The 16,568-nt window shown below is 68.2% G+C and carries 16 protein-coding genes, 1 tRNA gene and 3 pseudogenes; 13 read left to right on the top strand and 7 right to left on the bottom strand.

All coding sequences use genetic code 11. The features are described from left to right. The first annotated feature begins 319 nt into the window (after positions 1-319). Positions 320-568, top strand: coding sequence for a hypothetical protein (locus ACZ60B_RS41010; RefSeq protein ID WP_469396724.1), 249 nt, complete (start codon positions 320-322; stop codon positions 566-568). 523 nt (positions 569-1,091) lie between these two features. Here the strand turns inward: ACZ60B_RS41010 and ACZ60B_RS41005 are convergent. The 3 genes from ACZ60B_RS41005 to ACZ60B_RS40995 all read right to left on the bottom strand — a co-directional run bounded on the left by ACZ60B_RS41005 (position 1,092) and on the right by ACZ60B_RS40995 (position 3,763). Continuing rightward, positions 1,092-1,793 carry a hypothetical protein gene (locus ACZ60B_RS41005; protein WP_469396722.1) on the bottom strand — a complete coding sequence of 234 codons (702 nt, stop codon included), beginning with the start codon at positions 1,791-1,793 and terminating at the stop codon, positions 1,092-1,094. 331 nt (positions 1,794-2,124) lie between these two features. Continuing rightward, positions 2,125-2,994 (bottom strand): hypothetical protein, encoded by an 870-nt coding sequence (locus tag ACZ60B_RS41000; RefSeq protein ID WP_469396720.1) that lies wholly within the window; start codon positions 2,992-2,994, stop codon positions 2,125-2,127. A 592-nt stretch (positions 2,995-3,586) separates the two neighbouring features. Next, the gene (locus ACZ60B_RS40995; RefSeq protein ID WP_469396718.1) at positions 3,587-3,763 is read right to left on the bottom strand and encodes a CsbD family protein; all 177 of its coding nucleotides are present in this window, start codon (positions 3,761-3,763) and stop codon (positions 3,587-3,589) included. A 176-nt stretch (positions 3,764-3,939) separates the two neighbouring features. On the opposite strand from ACZ60B_RS40995, the gene ACZ60B_RS40990 reads away from it, so the two are divergent. The 3 genes and pseudogenes from ACZ60B_RS40990 to ACZ60B_RS40980 form a co-directional block, all read left to right on the top strand. Further along, entirely contained in the window at positions 3,940-4,110 is a 171-nt protein-coding gene (locus ACZ60B_RS40990) for a hydrophobic protein (RefSeq protein WP_469396716.1), read from the top strand. A 332-nt stretch (positions 4,111-4,442) separates the two neighbouring features. After that, positions 4,443-4,796, top strand: a complete 354-nt coding sequence (locus tag ACZ60B_RS40985; protein WP_469396713.1) for a PRC-barrel domain-containing protein — start codon at positions 4,443-4,445, stop codon at positions 4,794-4,796. A 217-nt stretch (positions 4,797-5,013) separates the two neighbouring features. Then, positions 5,014-5,121: pseudogene (locus tag ACZ60B_RS40980) on the top strand (IS5/IS1182 family transposase); the annotation flags it as partial. Positions 5,122-5,216: 95 nt separating this feature from the next. Here ACZ60B_RS40980 and ACZ60B_RS40975 read toward each other — a convergent pair. Further along, positions 5,217-5,559: pseudogene (locus tag ACZ60B_RS40975) on the bottom strand (aldo/keto reductase); the annotation flags it as partial. Between the two features lie 177 nt (positions 5,560-5,736). On the opposite strand from ACZ60B_RS40975, the gene ACZ60B_RS40970 reads away from it, so the two are divergent. The 3 genes and pseudogenes from ACZ60B_RS40970 to ACZ60B_RS40960 form a co-directional block, all read left to right on the top strand. Next, positions 5,737-6,006: a GlsB/YeaQ/YmgE family stress response membrane protein gene (locus ACZ60B_RS40970; protein ID WP_469396710.1), complete on the top strand. Its 270-nt coding sequence runs from the start codon at positions 5,737-5,739 to the stop codon at positions 6,004-6,006. Between the two features lie 631 nt (positions 6,007-6,637). Next, positions 6,638-7,423, top strand: a complete 786-nt coding sequence (locus ACZ60B_RS40965) for a hypothetical protein (protein ID WP_469396708.1) — start codon at positions 6,638-6,640, stop codon at positions 7,421-7,423. A 16-nt stretch (positions 7,424-7,439) separates the two neighbouring features. Further along, positions 7,440-7,526, top strand: a pseudogene (locus ACZ60B_RS40960) (IS21-like element helper ATPase IstB); the annotation flags it as partial. 269 nt (positions 7,527-7,795) lie between these two features. Here ACZ60B_RS40960 and ACZ60B_RS40955 read toward each other — a convergent pair. Together ACZ60B_RS40955 and ACZ60B_RS40950 are read right to left on the bottom strand one after the other, a co-directional pair. After that, positions 7,796-8,197 (bottom strand): DUF1330 domain-containing protein, encoded by a 402-nt coding sequence (locus tag ACZ60B_RS40955; protein ID WP_469396726.1) that lies wholly within the window; start codon positions 8,195-8,197, stop codon positions 7,796-7,798. 20 nt (positions 8,198-8,217) lie between these two features. Beyond that, positions 8,218-8,568 carry a nuclear transport factor 2 family protein gene (locus ACZ60B_RS40950; protein WP_469396706.1) on the bottom strand — a complete coding sequence of 117 codons (351 nt, stop codon included), beginning with the start codon at positions 8,566-8,568 and terminating at the stop codon, positions 8,218-8,220. 119 nt (positions 8,569-8,687) lie between these two features. Between ACZ60B_RS40950 and ACZ60B_RS40945 the strand changes: the two genes are divergently transcribed. After that, entirely contained in the window at positions 8,688-9,467 is a 780-nt protein-coding gene (locus ACZ60B_RS40945; protein ID WP_469396702.1) for a helix-turn-helix domain-containing protein, read from the top strand. Between the two features lie 150 nt (positions 9,468-9,617). Then, a protein-coding gene (locus ACZ60B_RS40940; protein ID WP_469396699.1) for an IS5 family transposase occupies positions 9,618-10,465 on the top strand; the annotation gives its coding sequence in 2 pieces (ribosomal slippage) (positions 9,618-9,821 and positions 9,824-10,465; 846 coding nt in all). Between the two features lie 193 nt (positions 10,466-10,658). On the opposite strand, the gene ACZ60B_RS40935 is transcribed toward ACZ60B_RS40940, so the two are convergent. Further along, on the bottom strand, positions 10,659-11,639 hold the full coding sequence (locus tag ACZ60B_RS40935) for a quinone oxidoreductase family protein (RefSeq protein WP_469396695.1): 981 nt from the start codon (positions 11,637-11,639) through the stop codon (positions 10,659-10,661). Between the two features lie 98 nt (positions 11,640-11,737). On the opposite strand from ACZ60B_RS40935, the gene ACZ60B_RS40930 reads away from it, so the two are divergent. The 4 genes from ACZ60B_RS40930 to ACZ60B_RS40915 all read left to right on the top strand — a co-directional run bounded on the left by ACZ60B_RS40930 (position 11,738) and on the right by ACZ60B_RS40915 (position 16,044). After that, positions 11,738-12,403, top strand: coding sequence for a TetR family transcriptional regulator (locus ACZ60B_RS40930; RefSeq protein WP_469396694.1), 666 nt, complete (start codon positions 11,738-11,740; stop codon positions 12,401-12,403). 89 nt (positions 12,404-12,492) lie between these two features. Beyond that, complete coding sequence (gene ppk2 / locus ACZ60B_RS40925; protein WP_469396692.1) at positions 12,493-13,443, top strand: polyphosphate kinase 2; 951 nt, start codon at positions 12,493-12,495, stop codon at positions 13,441-13,443. Between the two features lie 183 nt (positions 13,444-13,626). Next, positions 13,627-13,699, top strand: a tRNA-Pro gene (locus ACZ60B_RS40920). A gap of 65 nt (positions 13,700-13,764) precedes the next feature. Further along, complete coding sequence (locus tag ACZ60B_RS40915; RefSeq protein WP_469396690.1) at positions 13,765-16,044, top strand: hypothetical protein; 2,280 nt, start codon at positions 13,765-13,767, stop codon at positions 16,042-16,044. Positions 16,045-16,568 lie beyond the last annotated feature (524 nt).

Raw genomic sequence — 16,568 nt, 5'->3', positions numbered from 1 at the left:
CCGCCGCGCGTCCCTGGCTGCAGTCACGCTCTTGATCCCGAACGGCCACCGCCCAGCGGGCTCCGCGACACGGCCGACATCACGAGTTCAAGTTCCTTACGTTGTTGGTGGGTTGGTTCCGGTCACTCGTAGGAACGGGAGACCCAGGGATGCTGGGTGTGGCTGTCGAGCTCATGCCGCACAAGTGGCTTCAGTAGTGGCGATTCGTTAGGTTCGTGCATCAGGTGGACGCTCTCGCGCCCCCACCCGGTTCCTTCACCCAATCCTCGCCGCGCGCCTTGTCCAATGCTCGCGCCTGCCCAACCTAAGATCCCAGGTCGTGGCTGATATCCCTGATGATCTGATCAAGCTGGAGTGCATGGCGGAGACCCAGCGCGCCAAGATGGCCGGCCTCACCGACGAGGAGTACGAAAAGCAGTGGCGGGCCTGGCGTACGGCGACCGAGGCGTTTCAGGCCGCGGTGACCGAGTACACAGACCGTGACGACGTGACCATGTCCCGGCACGAGGTCGAGCAGGCCGCGAAGAAGGCGGTGCGGCACTCACAGGAAGACCCGGCCGTGGAGTAGCCCAGTGCGCCCTCCCACCCCTCAAGGCCGGAGGCTGGTGGCATGGTCTCGGTGATGCGCGGCGGCGGGCCCGAGCACTGGGAGCACTGACGGTAGCCGCGCTCGAATGTGCCGTTACGGAGCCGTCACAGCGCCACGCCTACACCCTGCGCCTCGCGATGATGCCTCGCCGACTGGCGATCTCGTTGCGGCCCTTGCCCTCGGCGTGCAGCTTGCGGCCTGGCTGTGCCCATGGGCGGCCACCCTGGACGCGCTCCGGCCCCGCCGGGAAGCGGGGACCGAAGGAAGAAAAGGACCCCGACTGCTCACGGCGGGCGTCTCATGTCGGGTCAGAAGCCGTATCTCAACTCTTCATGGAACGTGCAGGCCGAACAGACGTCCGGCCGAAGTGATCTTCCGGCGGTACGCGCATGAAGGCAGACGCCTCTCGGTGGTTCGGGGATGCGGAAGGCCCGACTGGCGCTGCTCGACAGACGGAGGACACCGCGGCCCGACCGGATCCGGGCACGGCTCGGGGACCCGCTCAGCCTCCGATGCCGCTCAGGTCCAACAGCTCGTCACCGTCCGGCGGATCCACTTTCAGGGGCTCCTCGAAGGCGCTGAACGTGGTTGTGGTGCGGAAGTCGGTGCCCTTGTACTCGACCTTGAGCAGGTAGGGCTTGCCCTCTGTGGCGACGTGGAACGTGTAGGTGCCACCCTTGTCCTTTACGTCGGTCACCACCAGCGCGATGGCCGGGCGGCCGTCGACCTCGGTCGGTTCGCTCTTCTTCGCCTTGCCGAACGCGTCGAACGCCCAGGTGCAGTCGGAAAGCCCGTCGCCAGGCACCGACTTACTGGACGATGTCTTGATCCAGCGGTCCTGCTCCGCCGCACTCGGCGCCTCCTGCCCCGACCCCTGATCGAGGTAGGCGCGGTTCGGCCGGATGTAGTCCGTCTCTCCGATCCGGATCTGTTCGAGCGCGGCACCTGATTCCCAGGACGACTTGAATGTGCAGGTGCTCTTGAGGTCGGTCGTCAGAAGGGTGGTGGAACGTTCCCCGCCGGTGGCGGTGGTTTCCCCTTCGATGGTCACTGACGTGAGCGACTTCATGGTCTTGTACGCGTCGTCGAGCAACTGCTTGGCGGAGCGCCCGTCCGTTGCGGCGTCGCCCGAACAGCCGGTCACTATGGCGCCGAGCGTCAGGCAGGCCGCCGTGGCCGTGACAACAGTCGAGATCTTTCCCATAGGCCCCTCAAGGTCATGGACATGATCCAATGCAGGCGGAGAGCCTACTTGATCACCGTCTCTCCGATCGATCAGTTTCGTCGTGAACGCCGAGGGATGATCGGACTACTGCCCTCGGACCGCCCGACAGGGGCACCGATAGCGGCACCGGTTCAAGAGAGCGCCTGTCCGCTCCTGCGGGAGGACCGACGGGTGATCAGCACAGCACAGGAGCGACGGCCGGCCGAGGACCGTCGGACGCTCGCCGGTCCCCGGCGCGCCAGGCTCCTTGCGGGACTGTCCCTCGGATGGTCGGCGGCCGGGCCGCAATGGTCTTTTGCAGTGCCGGGTATCAGCTGCTGAGGTCGAACACGCCCCACGCGGTGAACGGCACGGCCTGGACGTAGATCCTGCTTCCCCGGCCGACGACCCGCCGACGGCCGGGAAGAGGGCCACCGGGCAGGGTGAGCAGACCGACGTCCGTCGGCTCGACCGATGTCTCGGTGAGCTCTGCGTTAGCGAGTCGGTTCCGCTCCTCGCCGTAGCCGCCGTAGAAGGCGACCCGCTCGCCGTGGACGGCCACCGCACAAGCGCCCCGTACGCGGTTCGCCCACACCCTCACCGGCCGGCCGGCGCGGTCGGGGCGAATCTCGACGAGCGGGAAGTCCGTATAGGGACACGCCCAGGCGGCAGCGCCCGACACGTTCAGCGCGTAGCAGTCGAAGAGACCGGGGATGCGGGCGCCGTCCGACGTCCAGGCGAGCCGGCCCCTGGCGCCCCAGCGGCGGATCCCGGCCGGGTTCTCGTCGAAGTGCCCGACCCAGATATGGCCGGTCTCGTCCGTGAGCAGGTGCTCGATGGCGTCCCCGACGGAGAAGGACGAGATCTCGCGGCCGAGTACGTCGAAGACCTGGACCTGGTGCGCGTCCTCGTGCCGGCGGGCGCGGGACGCGGCGACGACGAACCCGCCGTCGGGCAGGCGGTCCAGGTGCGGCCAGCGGGCGCGCACGGCGCTCAGTTCGGTGAGTTCGACGTTGCCGCCCGGATCGACGGAAACGACCAGGGCGTCGAAGGGCAGGACATCGCCGCCGGGCTGCGGAGCGCGTTCGGCAAGCAGCCAGTGGGCGGCGCCGAAGACGTCGACGGTACTGGTCAGGACGTGGCGGTCGCGGTGCGCTCGGGGAAGGCGGGCGTAGGCGACGAGGGCGGTCTTCTTCTGCACGGGCGGGCTCTCCTGGGTGGGCGGTCACGGCCATCGAACGCTGCGGTGGACGGCGGCCGGCGGCGCGCGAGCGGTGGAGAGCGAAGCGGGGTGCCTAGACGGCATGACCCTTTCTGATCGTCATGAGGCGATCATCGTCGACGTCCGACCTCGCGACAAACACTTTTCCGCCCACCCCATTGATCGAATACTCCGGGCCGCGTGACCGGTCGCCCCGGCCGACCAGGAGCACGAGGTTGCGCCAAGAGTTGCACCTGCTGATGCGCGGCCCGCAGACCGTCCCCGTGTCCGCGCAGGTCACCACGCCGTTTTGAAACGTGGCCGACCTGCCGACATCCCGTTGCGGCTGCTCTGCCCATGTCCCTTGGCTGGAGTGAAGGAGGAAGGGACAGGCGGGATGGGTGACGCGGCCGGGGACCGGAACGCGCTCAGCCGGTTGCGCGCCGGCCGGGGCCGCCGCGCCCGTGTGACCGGAAAGCAGCGCACGCGTGCTGACGCGAGGTCAACCGGCTGCCGGGGGCTGCGGGTGGGGCAGAACAGCTCTGGGTCCGGCACCCGTGGCGGGTGCCGGACCCAGAGACAGACGCTGCCGCTACCGGCGCTTGACGGCGTCCTTGGTCTTCTCCTTGGTCTCGCGGAGGTTCCCCTTGGCCTCCTCGGCGCGCCCCTCGGCCTTCAGCGACTCGTTGCCGACCGCGCCGCCGACAGCCTTCTTGACCTTGCCCTCGATCTGCTCGCCCTTGGCCTGAGCCTTCTCATCCGCAGCCACAAGCGTCACCCTTCTCGCTCGAAGTCAATGTGCTCCTTCATCTCACCCTGGATTTCCCTCTCAAACCGGAAGGCTGCCGCACGTCATTTCTCAGCCTCAACCCCCTTAAGCAGTGCATGGATCCGCAGGAATGAAGTTCAGTCAGCCGGGCACACGAGGCGTCGGAGGTTATAACTATGGTTCCCGTTCTTCTCGTTCTCCTGCTTGCCCTGCTCCTCTTCGGTGCCGGTTTCGCTCTCAAGGCGCTGTGGTGGATCGCCGTCATCGTGCTCATCGTGTGGGCACTCGGATTCGTGATCCGCCCTGCGGGCAGCGGCGGCAAGCGCGGACGGTGGTACCGCTGGTAAGCGGACCCGAGCAGAGCATTGATGTGGGTGGGTCCCGGCGCCGGGACCCACCCACATTCCGTGGTCCCGTTGTCGCGGAGACGAAAGCGGCAGGCCGAGTGGTCCTTTCGCTTCGGGGTAGTCGGAGGTCAAGGCCGGAGGCCGGTCGTGGCGCCAGGAACCATGGCCTCCAGCGCGTCCCCTCCGGCCATCCCCGCTCTTTCACAATGTGCATGCGTACAGGCCGAAAGTCGGGGAACCGGGCTTTCTGATCAGACGTCAGCGAATTCGGTGACGCTTGAAAAGCCTCGGCTCGACTGCGGGGCAATGAGTTTCGATGAGGGAGATATTTTATGAGCGACAGCATCTGGAGCTACCAGCCGACCGCCGGCCGCACCGCGGGCACCGACCTGACCGGGTACAAGGTCGAGGCGACCGACGGCAGCATCGGCAAGGTCGACAAGCACTCGGACGATGTCAGCTCCTCGTACCTCGTCGTCGACACCGGCGTGTGGATCTTCGGCAAGCACGTTCTGCTGCCGGCCGGAACCGTGCAGCGGGTCGACCACGAGGAGCGGAAGATCTACGTCGACCTCACCAAGGACCAGATCAAGGACTCCCCCGAGTTCGACAAGGACAAGCACATCGGCGATGCCGACTACCACGAGCAGGTCGGCGGCTACTACCAGAACCACCGACGCATCTGACCGCGGCATCACCCAGGAAGCGGGGCCGCCCGGAGACTTTCCGGGCGACCCCGCTTCTCCTGTGCCGTGCGCATCGCTGACGGATCATTCAAAACAGTTCTTCACGGCAGAGTCCCGGAGGGCGAGACTTCCATCTGAACCTCGCACATCGACCGAGCAGCTCTCGCACCGGCCCGGTCCAGCCCAAAGGATGACGAGCTTGCCCGGCCAGCCTGCTGCGAAGGCAGCCGCCGGCCAGACCACGGTCATCGCGGCCGGCGCCTCCAGGGGCACCGGCCTATTACTCATCCCGCATCGCTACGAACGCGGCCAGACCGAACTGCCTGCACGGGACAGGCTCGACCACCACGCCCCGACGGTCGGATCGGACGTCACCGCACATCCGGTCGTCGGAGCCGCCGACCCGGCAGACCTTCCCGGTCACCAGCGATCGACAGCTCGCGTCCCTGCTTCGCCACAGCACTCCCCCGCCGCCTCAGGGGTTCCGCGTCGATGCGGCCAGGTCGTCCTCGGTCAGCGCGATGTCGAGCACGGTGGCGTTCTGCTCCAGGCAGGTGTGGCGCTTGGTGCCGGGACCGGCACCAGATCCTCGCCCTGGGCCGGCACCCAGGCGATGGCCGGCTGGGCCGGGGCATGTCCTTCTCGGCGGCGATCTCCTTGGCCTTCGCCGTCGGCCGCAGGTTCGCCTCCAAGTCGGCCCCTTGAAGCGCGGGTTCTGGCGGCGCCGGTCGTTCACGCCCAGCCCGTCCGGCGAGGTGAACCGTCGGCGACGACGCGCAAGGCGGTATCCGTGCGCCGACTCCCGGCACACGGTCGGCTCACGGATCCGCGAACCTCCTCGACAGACGTCCTCCAGCCAACGCGCGGGTTTGAAATCGCCGGCACAGGTCACACGGTCCTTTGACACAATCCTTATACGACCAGGTAGGAGACACGCATCATGGGCATCATCGCCTGGATACTCATCGGACTGCTCGCCGGCATCATCGCCAAGGCGCTCATGCCCGGCAGGGACCCGGGCGGCATCATCATCACGATGCTCATCGGCATCGCGGGTGGTCTCCTCGGCGGCTGGCTCGGCAAGGTCATCTTCGGCGTCGACTCCATCGACGGCTTCTTCGACATCTCCACGTGGATCGCCGCCATCGTCGGCTCGCTCATCCTCCTCGCCCTGTACCGGGTCATCACCGGAAACCGCCGCCACGCCTGACCCCCGCCGCACCCCCGGCGAAACGGCTCCGCCCTCCCATCCCGAGGGCGGAGCCGTCCGCTTGGACCGCCGTCCCGGGGCGGACGCCGCGGTCACCTGGCAGCCACCCATCCCGAGCCGCAGAAGAACTCTCACAGTCATGTCTTTCGCGGTCCTGCAACGGGGCCGCTGGCCTCCGGGCCCGGTATGACTGCGTCCCCTCTGGCGAACGGATGACCTGGGGGTGGTGTCGCCGGGCTTGAGAGGTGTCCTCGGAGACGCTGATGAGAGACCCGGCCACCGCCCGGCCCGGTGCGATGCCGGGCAGTTCGCGGGCGGCAGGTCTGCATGACGTGGATGCGCGAGCACGGTGCCAACGCCAAGGCCGGCACGTTCAACACCTGACGTGTTAATGATCTGCAAGCACTTAGCCTCCACACCCTCGCCGCAGGCATCGGCCGAGACCATGACGCCGTTACCGCTGGCCTCACCCTGCCCTGGAACTCTGGTCCTGTCGAAGGACATGTGAACCGCATCAAGATGCTCAAACGCCAGATGTTCGGGCGCGCAGGGCTCAACCTCCTACGGAAGCGCGCCCTCCTCTGTGCATGACACCGCTCAGGGCTGGTCCACGACGCTATAGCCTCCGCTCGTGACCAACAGCCGTAGCCAGAGCGACAAACCTGGCCTCGCCGAACTACCGCACCATCAGGATATTCTTGACAATACAGACTGGGCTTCGCTCGAGACCCCGTCCGGCACGGCCGAACTCCTGCCGACTGCTCTGACACGCCTCCTTCACGCGGACCCGGTTGTCAGGGCAGCGGCCGTCGTCGACGCGCTGAGGGCAGTGACCCACCAGAACACCATCTACGAAGCCACCGTGCCCGTAGCCCTGTACGTCGCGGCGATTCTCAACCACCCGGCCACCGGTGTCGGCGGCTTCAGGCAGGACGCTGACCAGACACCGCGCTACCCCACCCGCGCGGCACTACTGGACTGGCTCAGCAGCACCGCCTACGACGCAGACGACGAGTGCGTCGCCATCGGCGAACGCAGCGGGGGCAGCGCGTTTCTCGACGAGTGTCCGGACATACGTGCGTTTCGGGATCCGCGTCCGGTCCTCTACTCCGCGGTTCACCAGCTCCTCGGGCACGACAACACGGACGTACGCGACGCGGCCCTCGTCGCCGCCCTACCCCTGTCAGAGCACCCGGTCCTCATTTCCGACCGGGGCGAACTGGCCGACCATGCCCGACGTCTGCTGACTACCAGCACTGACCGCTACAAGCGGGATCGTGTCCTGGAAGCGCTGACGGCGTGGGGCCATGACATCAGTGGCCTAGAAAACGCGGACGATGTGGCAGCCCGCGAACTCCGTGCCCGGCGGATCGCCGAACGCTGGGCGGGCGGCTGCTCCGAAGACCCGCCGTTCTGACTCAGGGGACCCGGACTGGACCAAGTCCTTCACCGGCCCCCGCCTCTGCGTGACCATCGTCGACCGCCTCACCTTCGGCGGCAACATCATCGAGACCGGCACCGGCGTGAGCGACGCGCCGGGAAGAACACCGTCACCAGCCACAAACAAGCAGTCGACGTCGCTGTTCGCCAACGATCCGAGCGACATGCTGTGGCCCGTGCGAGGCTGCGCGCTCCCCGATGTTGGCGGGACCTCGCCGACTGTCTGATGTACCGCCGGGAGTGTCTCACCAGGTCGCGCACGCGCTCGACCGCTCGGCATCGAGCCGGCGATGCTGCCCGCCGACGTCGCCGAACATCCCGATCTGCGGTGCCAGGTGATCGGGATCGTTCACGGCGACGTCGACGGGAAGCTGCGGGGCACCGCCGAGTGCCCGCTCCGCGCTCGGTTCGTCGGCCCGGCCGGGGCGTTCTGAAGCGGGAACAGTTGCCGGATCTTGTCGCTTGCGCGATAGCTGTCGGGTACCCCCTCGACCAGTGCGACCATTGAGGTCGCGTGCTCCGTGCGGAGCGGCAGGACCGCCTGGTGGTCCGGTGACTCGTACCGCTCCTGTGCGCGGGTCGGATCGGGGAACTCGAGTATCACGATGCCGCCGTTGCAGGTTCCCTCGTGCACGACGAGCCGTCCGCCGTGCACGAGGAAGCGTCCGCCGTACGGTGCCATCGTGGCCTCGATCCGCTCGAGGTACTCCGCGGTCCCCGGGCAGATGCCGGCGTTCTCCAGGTGACCGATCGCGTACCCGCGCGGCGCCGTCAGGCCGGCACCTTGTCCAGGAAACCGTGCACGTCCTGGATCCGGCCCGACTCGTCCAGCACCAGGACGTCGAACCCGATCACCAGCGGCTCGGCTCCCTCCGGACCCAGGCCCCAGCGGAATCGCACCTGACGATGGTGAGCGTCGGCCTCACCGACCTCGGTGAAGACAAACCCCGGAAACTGCGCCTGGACGCCGTCGACGACCGCGGCGATCCCCTCATGGCCGCAGACCTCGGCCAGCGGATCGGTGTAGGTCGCCTCGGGCGACCAGTACTCGGAGATCAACGCCGCCCGCTCGTCACCGGTCGCGTTCCAGGTGGCCAGGTACTGCTGGACGATGCCCTTCATGTTCATCTCTCCCGTTCGTCTCGATCGGCTGATGCCCCAGATCCTGGCCCGGGCCGGTCATCCGATCCATGACCTCACAGGTCATGGCACCCCGGACACGGCGACTTAGACTCGCAGGCATGAGCGTTGCAGCCGAAGTCCCGCCGGTCGGTGCGCTGCTGCGGACCTGGCGTGAACGACGCCGGTTCAGCCAGCAGGAGTTGTCCAACCGTTCGCGGGTCTCCACCCGGCACCTCAGCCGGGTGGAGACCGGAAAGGCACACCCGACACCGGAGATGCTCATGCACCTCTCCGACAACCTGGATGTGCCGCTGCGCGATCGCAACCAGCTTCTGCTGGCCGCCGGATACGCACCGCGCTATCAGGATCACCAACTGGACGACGCGTCGATCGCAGTAGTGATGGACGGCCTGCGCCGACTCCTCGACGCCCACCTGCCGTACCCCGCGCTGCTGTTGGACGATCACTGGGACATCGTCGACGCCAACGCTGCCGTTGATCAGCTCCTGGCCGGTTGCGCGCCGGAACTGCTGGAGCCGCCGATCAATGTGGTCCGGGTCTGTCTGCATCCGGACGGGCTGGCCGGCCGGATCCGCAATCGTACGGAGTGGGGCAGCCATCTGCTGCAGCAGGTGAGCCACCGTGCCGAGCGCACCCATGACCAGCGCCACCACGAGCTAGCCGCAGAGATCGCCGGGTACCTCGACAAATCCGATGCCGCCACCCCCCTCACAGGACCAGTGATCACCCTCGAAATCGATGTGGACGGCACCCCGCTCCGGTTCTTCAGCACCTCCGCCACCCTCAGCACCGCTACCGATGCCGCCTTGGAAGGGCTGCATCTGGAGACGTTCCTGCCAGCCGACGACGAGACCCGACGCCGGTTCGATCAGCGGTAGACCACGCCGGAAGCCTCCCGCCGCACGCCCGACTCACGACCTCGGAGCGCGCCCGGGTCAGCGTCCGCGATGTACCAGAGGGCGTCTGAAAAGCCCGTCAGCGGGCAAGTCACCTGGTAGCGGGGTGGTGACGCATTTTCGGGGGCTGGGGTGTGCGGGCTGCGTACCCGATACTCGACGGATCTGTCGGATCCGGAGTGGGAGATCCTCGGTCCGCTGGTTCCGGCGGTCAAGGCCGGTGGTCGGTCGGCGAAGCACTCGCGGAGGGAGATCCTCGACGCACTGGCGTACTGGTTGCGGGCAGGCTGTGCCTGGAGGCTGCTGCCGCATGACTTACCGCCGTGGCAGACCGTCTCTACCACTACTGGCGGCGCTGGCAGATGGACGGCGCGTGGGAGCCGATACTGACGGCGCTGCGCGAATGCGAGCGCGTGCAGCCGGGCCGGGATCCCACTCCCAGTGCGGCCATCGTGGACAGCCAGACTGTCCGGGCCAGTGAACGTGGTGGCCTCCATGGTTACGACGGCGGCAAGAAGGTCAGCGGCATCAAGCGCGACCTTCTTGTCGACACCTGCGGCACTGTCCTGGTCACCTGCGTGAGCCCGGCCGGTGTGGGTGACCGCGATGGCGCTGTGGTGCTCTTCTCACATGCTGCCGATACCTTCCCTCGCCTGCGGCACGTGTGGGCGGACCAGGGTTATCGCGGTGCTGACTTCCACGCCTGGGCCCGGGAGGCCACCGGTATCACCGTGGAGATCGTGCAGCGCCGCGACGGTGGTTTCCACTCAACCTGGGCTCGGGCGGAGGCACCACCACCAGCAGTTCCCCAGTTCGCGGTGATCCCGCGCCGCTGGGTGGTGGAGCGGACGTTCGCCTGGCTGGGACGATGCCGCCGCCTGTCGAAGGACTACGAGTATCTGCGCGTCCGCTCGGAGAACGCCGTCTACCTCGCCATGGCCATGCTACTGGTGCGTCGTCTCGCGAAAGAGGCCCGCTGACGGGCTTTTCAGACGCCCTCTGAACGCCTGTGGAGCGCCGGTAAGACGGGCACATGTGCCCGCACAGCGCGTTGAAGCAGGAAGCCCCGGAAGGGTCAGACGACCCGGGCCGGAATCCCCGGACTTTAGGCCAGGGAGCACGTCAACTGGCGCGGCATCGCACCGGCACCTCGACAGTGGATGTGGTTGCCGCTCATGGAGTGAGGACGATGCGGCCGCCGGTTGCGTGGTTCTCGAGCCGTTCATGTGCGGTCGCCGCGTCAGCCAAGGGGAGGACTTCGATCTCGGTGTCGGCCAGTCCGCCCGCGACCGCCTTCAGCGCGGCCTCGGCGGCGGGCTGAACGGCCTCGGGGTGGGCCGGCACGTAGTCGCCGGCGTTGAACCCGGCGACGGTGATGTTGCCCTGCCAGATGCGGTTGCCGTCGATGCCGTGGTCCCAGTCGCCGCTGGCGTTGCCGACCAGCAGGAGACGGCCCGAGGGTGCGAGCAGGTCCAGGCTCTGGGTACGGACGAGCCCGCCGACGGGGTCGACGATGACGTCGAACTTCTCGCCCCCGAGCACGTCGGGCAGTTGAGTGGAGTCGACGATGGTGTCGTAGGGCAGCCTGCCGGCGGCCGCCGCGCCCGTCCTCTCGGAGCGGACCGTGCCGACCACCCGGGATGCGCCGAGCTGTCGGGCGATGCCGGGGAAGGCGGCGGCCAGCCCGCCCAGCGCGCCGTGGATGAGGACGCTTTCCCCCGCGGACATGCTGATGGCTCGGGTGAGCGCGATGTGGGCCATGAGCGCGTTGGGAACGACGGCGACGGCGAGGGCGGGATCGATGTCGTAGTCCTGCGTCGACACGACCCGTGTTTGGTCGGTGACGTACACGGACGCGTATCCACCTGTCCCGTAGGAGGACAGGGCCACCACCTTCTCGCCGACGGTGAAGCCGGTGACGCCCTCGCCGAGTGCGCGCACGGTGCCGGCTACCTCCAGACCGGGAACGTACGGCGGCTGCGGCAGCCCGGGGGTGTCCTTGAACAGGCCCTGCCGCATGTAGACGTCGATGAGTCCGACGGCGGCGTGGGTGACGTCGATCGCGATCTGACCGGGCCCAGGGGTGGGATCCGGCAGGTCGGTGACGGTGAGGACGCCCGGTGCGCCGAACTGGCCGGCTCGTACGGCCTTCATGGTGGCTCCCTTCACAGTTAACGCACGTCATGATGCGTTAACTCGACCGTACCACCGCCCTGCGATTAGCGCATCTCTGCGTGCGTTAAGATTTCGGCATGCACCAAAGGGCTCGGTCGGCGGAAGACAAGACACGTCGCTCGGAAGATCTGCTGAAGGCGGCGGAAGCACTCGCGCTCGACCTCGGGGGCGTCCGGTACGTCACACTGGCGCCGGTCACCGAGCGGGCCGGTCTGCACCGCACCGGCGTACGGCGCTACTTCGCCAGCAAGGAGGAGCTGCTCCTCGAACTGGCCGAACGAGGCTGGGGACAATGGCGCGACGCGATCAAGGGTGAGCTCGACGGCCGCACCGGGCTGGGGCCCGCACCGACCGCGGCGGTCGTCAGCGAGACCCTGGTCGCGCTACCGGTCTTCTGCGACCTGCTGACCCACGTCACGTTGCACCTCGAAGGCGACGTCGACATCGAACGGGCCCGCCGGTACAAGACCAACGCCTTCGCCGCGCACGACGAGATCGCCACCGCGCTGGACCGCGCGAGCAGCATGACGCTCGAACAGATCAGCAATCTGCTGGCCGTGGCGATCACACTGGCCTCCGGCTTCTGGCAGGTGTCCCATCCCACTCCCACCCTCGCGGCGCTGTACGAACAGGAACCGCAATGGGGTCACGTCGCACTCGACTTCGCCCCACGGCTCAACCGCGCGCTCAAAGCGTTCGCCATCGGGTTCAGCGAGACGATGGCTCCGGACGACGGCGTCTAGGACTGACCTGCGGGTTTCTGGGAACCGCAGAGGACATATACCGCGCTCGGGCGCGCAGGGATCACACGTGCCGTAAAAGAGGTGGAGCGGTGGACGAGGCTCGAAGGGCGTTGCTGGACGGACTCACCGTGGACGAGAGCAGACCGGAGCAGCCGGTGCTGCTGGACGGGGCCGGCCGGCCGATCGCGACGTGGCGGGAGAACTATCCCTACGACCGCAAGGTCCGGCGCAAGGAGTACGAGCGGCAGAAGCGGGTCCTGCAGATCGAGATGCTCAAGCTGCAGCGCTGGGCGAAGGACACGGGTGCCCGCATGGTCATCGTCTGCGAAGGACGTGACGCCGCGGGCAAGGGCGGCACGATCCACCGGTTCACCGAACGGCTCAATCCCCGCAGCGCCCGCATCGTCGCCCTGGACAGGCCCACCGAGCGAGAAGCGGGTCAGTGGTACTTCCAGCGCTACACGGTGCACCTGCCCTCACCGGGCGAGATCGTGTTCTTCGACCGCTCCTGGTACAACCGGGCGGGTGTGGAGCGTGTCATGAACTACTGCACAAAGGTCGAGTACGAACTGTTCCTCCAGCAGTGCCCGCGCTTCGAGGAGATGCTCATCGAAGCGGGCATCGTGCTGGTGAAGTTCTGGTTCTCCGTCTCGCGAAGCGAGCAGCGCACCCGCTTCGCCATCCGCCGGGTCGACCCTGTGCGGCAGTGGAAACTCTCCCCCACCGACCTCGACTCGCTGGATCGCTGGGACGACTACACCATCGCGAAGATCGAGATGTTCCGTGCCACTGATACCGAATACGCGCCCTGGACCGTCGTGAAGAGCAACGACAAGCGCCGGGCCCGCCTCGAAGCCATGCGCAGTCTCCTCGCCCGCGTCGACTACACCAGCAAGAACACCGAGGCCGTCGGAACGCCGGACCCGCTCATCGTCGGCCGGGCCGACACCCTCCTCGAACCGGGAGAGGAAGAGTCGGCCCTCTCCCCCACCCCTCTCGCGCCCCACGCCGAAGGCCCCGGACAACACCCTGGGCAATGACCCGTCCCGTCCACCGCTGTCGCATGCGAGACACCCGGACAAACACCCCCGCTCGCCGCCCCGAACTGACGGCCGGCCCCGCGTCGGGACTGTCAAACGAGCGGCCCTCCGTGTGCGCGCCGAGGGTGACAAGGAAGTCGATGGCCAGGAATGGTGCCCAGCCCGTAGGCTCGCCAGGCGCAACGGCGTGTAGCTCAGTCAGGAGAGCACCGGGCTCGGGACCCGGAGGGCGCGGGGGCAGAGCCCGCCACGCCGGCTATGGACACGAACGACTCCGACCACAACGACGGCCACGACGCGACCACGCCTGGTCGGGGACCTGTGGAAGTTCCGCATGGCTACCCGCTGGGCGAGTTGGCCAGGGCCTTCACCACGGCCCTGACTCACCACGACCGAGGGGTGCGCGCCAGCGCCGGGGAGCGTGTGGAGCGCTGGCGGAAGGTTCTGGCCGGCATGGCCGACGGCACGCTGACCGTGGGGTCGCGCACTCCCGTGGCCGGCCTGCCTGCATGGGTCACCCCGCAGGTGGTCCGTGGCGGTTTCGCCACCGGCACGCCGGCCGCGAGCGGGCCGCTGCGTGCGCACGAAGCCGTAGCCGCGCACCGAGCCGGTCTGCCGGCCGAGCGGCGTGCCCTGTTCGCGCATGCCCTGACCACGACGGGCCTCGCCGGGCTGACGGACCTGCTGGAATCGGGCGGTTACGCCGTCGAGCTGCCCGAAGAGGCCGCCCTGCTCACCGTTGCCTGGCTCGCCGATCGCGGGGAGACCGCGACCGCACTGGAACTCCTCGACGTTCTGGAGCCGTTCGCCGACCGCCTGCGGTTCCTGCCGCAGCCGGTGCCTGCCGCGCCATCTGGGTCCGACAGCGGCATAGTGTTCCGCTGGACGGTCAAAGAGGTGCGCCGCCGGCTGCAGCAGCGGCGCCCGCATGCCGGGGTCGAGGCGATGAACGAGGCGCTGACCGTGTGGAATCCCTTCGCCGACGAACTGCTCGAGCACTGGCTGAAGACCGTGCGCAACGGCCGCGTCCTGGCCAGGGCCCCCAGGCCGGAGTGGAGGCAGTACGCGGCCGCGTTGCTGGAGCGCTACCGCGCCCTGGCCGCCGAACACACCCGTTGCGGCAAGCACCGCCGCCCGAGGGAGAACTCGTTCATCCTGCGGACCGCGCTGGAAGACCTGGTTGCCGGAGGCGACCTGGATGCGCGTCGCCGCGGACTGGTGCAGCACGCCGTCGATGCGATGGTGCGCCGACGCGGCGTACCCGGTACGCCCGAGCATGCGGCACTGCGCGCCCGTCAGGCCGCGGACGCCGCCCGCCCGACCCACCACGCCATGGCCCAGCTGGTCGCCGAGCGCCTGGCGGACCTGCCGCCGGACACGGGCACACCGCAGGCCCGCACCTTCACGGTGGCGGTCACCCCTACCGAGTACGAGGCGACAGGGCTGCCCGTCGGCGCCGAGGTGCCCGAGCCCATCGCCCGTCTGGTGCACCGGGCGCTGGCCGCTGACGTCCCGACGCTCATCGCAGCGGGCGTCGTGCCGTCCGCTGAGGTGCTGGCCGTCCTCACGCCTCAGCTCGTCGCGGCCGCGAGCGCCGCCGCCTACCCCGACCCCCGACTGCGCCGCCTGATGGCCGCCTCCTACGGAGCATTCAGCAACCGGCGCTCGGTGCTCCTGGTCGACCTGCAGCACCAGGTCCGCTTCGAGGAACTGCCCTGGGTCCGAGCCGTCGAACAGCACCGCCAGAGCACCGATCCCGTGCGCGAGACGGCGGCACGCACCCTTGCCAACCTCGGCGAACTCGCCCTGCAGGGCTGGCCCGGCACCGTGCTGCCCAACCCGATGGTGAGCCAGCTCGCCACGCTCGCCCGGACTGCCGGGCTCACGCTGCCGTGGACGGAGGAGCTCGCGGCCGACATCTTCATGGGCACCTTCACCGCCAAGTTCCCTGCCGCGGCCCGGACCGCAGCCGAACTCCTCGACCAAACCCTGTACGCGGCCTACTACGGCATCGACTACGCGAGTGTCGCAGGCGTCGACGAGTCCGCCTCCCGGGACAGGCACGGCTTCGGCGCTGTGCAGTTCGCGACACTGTGTCATGAACGCGCTGGCGTCGACGCGACGACATGGCTGTCCGTCGCCCAGGCCGGCGCAGTGATCGAGCAGGCCCAGATCCTCACCACGCACAACCTCGCCCTCATCGCCGGGCCGGTCGGGGTGAGCCCGCAGTCCGGCTGGGCGGCACTGGCCCGCAGCGCATTCACCACCACCTGCCGCCTTGCCGCGCGGATCCACGGCAACCCGCACCCGCTGAGGACCATCAAGGACATGGCCTATGCCTGGCGCCAGGCCCTGTTCTACCTCTCGATGACCACCCCCGACGAGCAGGGCACGGCCCTGGCGCAGTTCGACGACGACGCGGCACGGTATCCCGACCACGCTCGCGCGCGCCTCGCGCCCATCCTGGCGGGTCTGCGCTTCGTCCACGCGGGCGGCGACCTCGGCCCCGACGGCAGCCCCACAAACAGCAGCGCACGCCGACTCCTGGGCTGGGCACCCCCCGGCCGCCACTGGCTCCAGGCCGGGTTCGCAGTCGCTTGAACTGGTGGAGCCAGGCGGTTGGGTCGGCCGCGCGGTGAGGTCCTCGCCGTGGGCGAGCCCTGTTCCGCGCGACCTCCCGCCGAACCGGACATGACGGTTTCCTGGTCATCCAGCACTCCAGTGACTACGGCGTGAGCGATTCAGGCTGCTCGCGCAGGACACACAGCGCCGTTTCGGCGATCTACATTTCGCATACCTCCCGGGTTTTATGTGTCCGAGTCACCTGGCCCCCTTCACCCTGACCCTGTGGACGGTTTTCCCGTCCTCCCTGGCCGGTCGTGACTCCGGCGACTACTACGGGGCCTCCGTCGCCATAGGACTCGCGTCCCGTAGGCGATCCCACGTTCGTCTCTGCCATACGTTCTATTGCTGGATTCCTCAAACTCTGTAGACATATCGGCGTCGTAGTCGTCGGGTCGGCGGTGTCGCTCTGCCCCGGATCCATGGCTTCGCACGGGAGTTGAGTTGGCTGGTCGCGAGGGCGGTGGCGTAGGCGATGTCGTCGGGGTCGGCGAAGGAGCGGC

The organism is Streptomyces sp. NPDC104096, assembly GCF_055584385.1.
The sequence above is the reverse complement of the archived record's forward strand: the minus strand, read 5'-3'. Positions and strand labels throughout refer to the sequence as shown.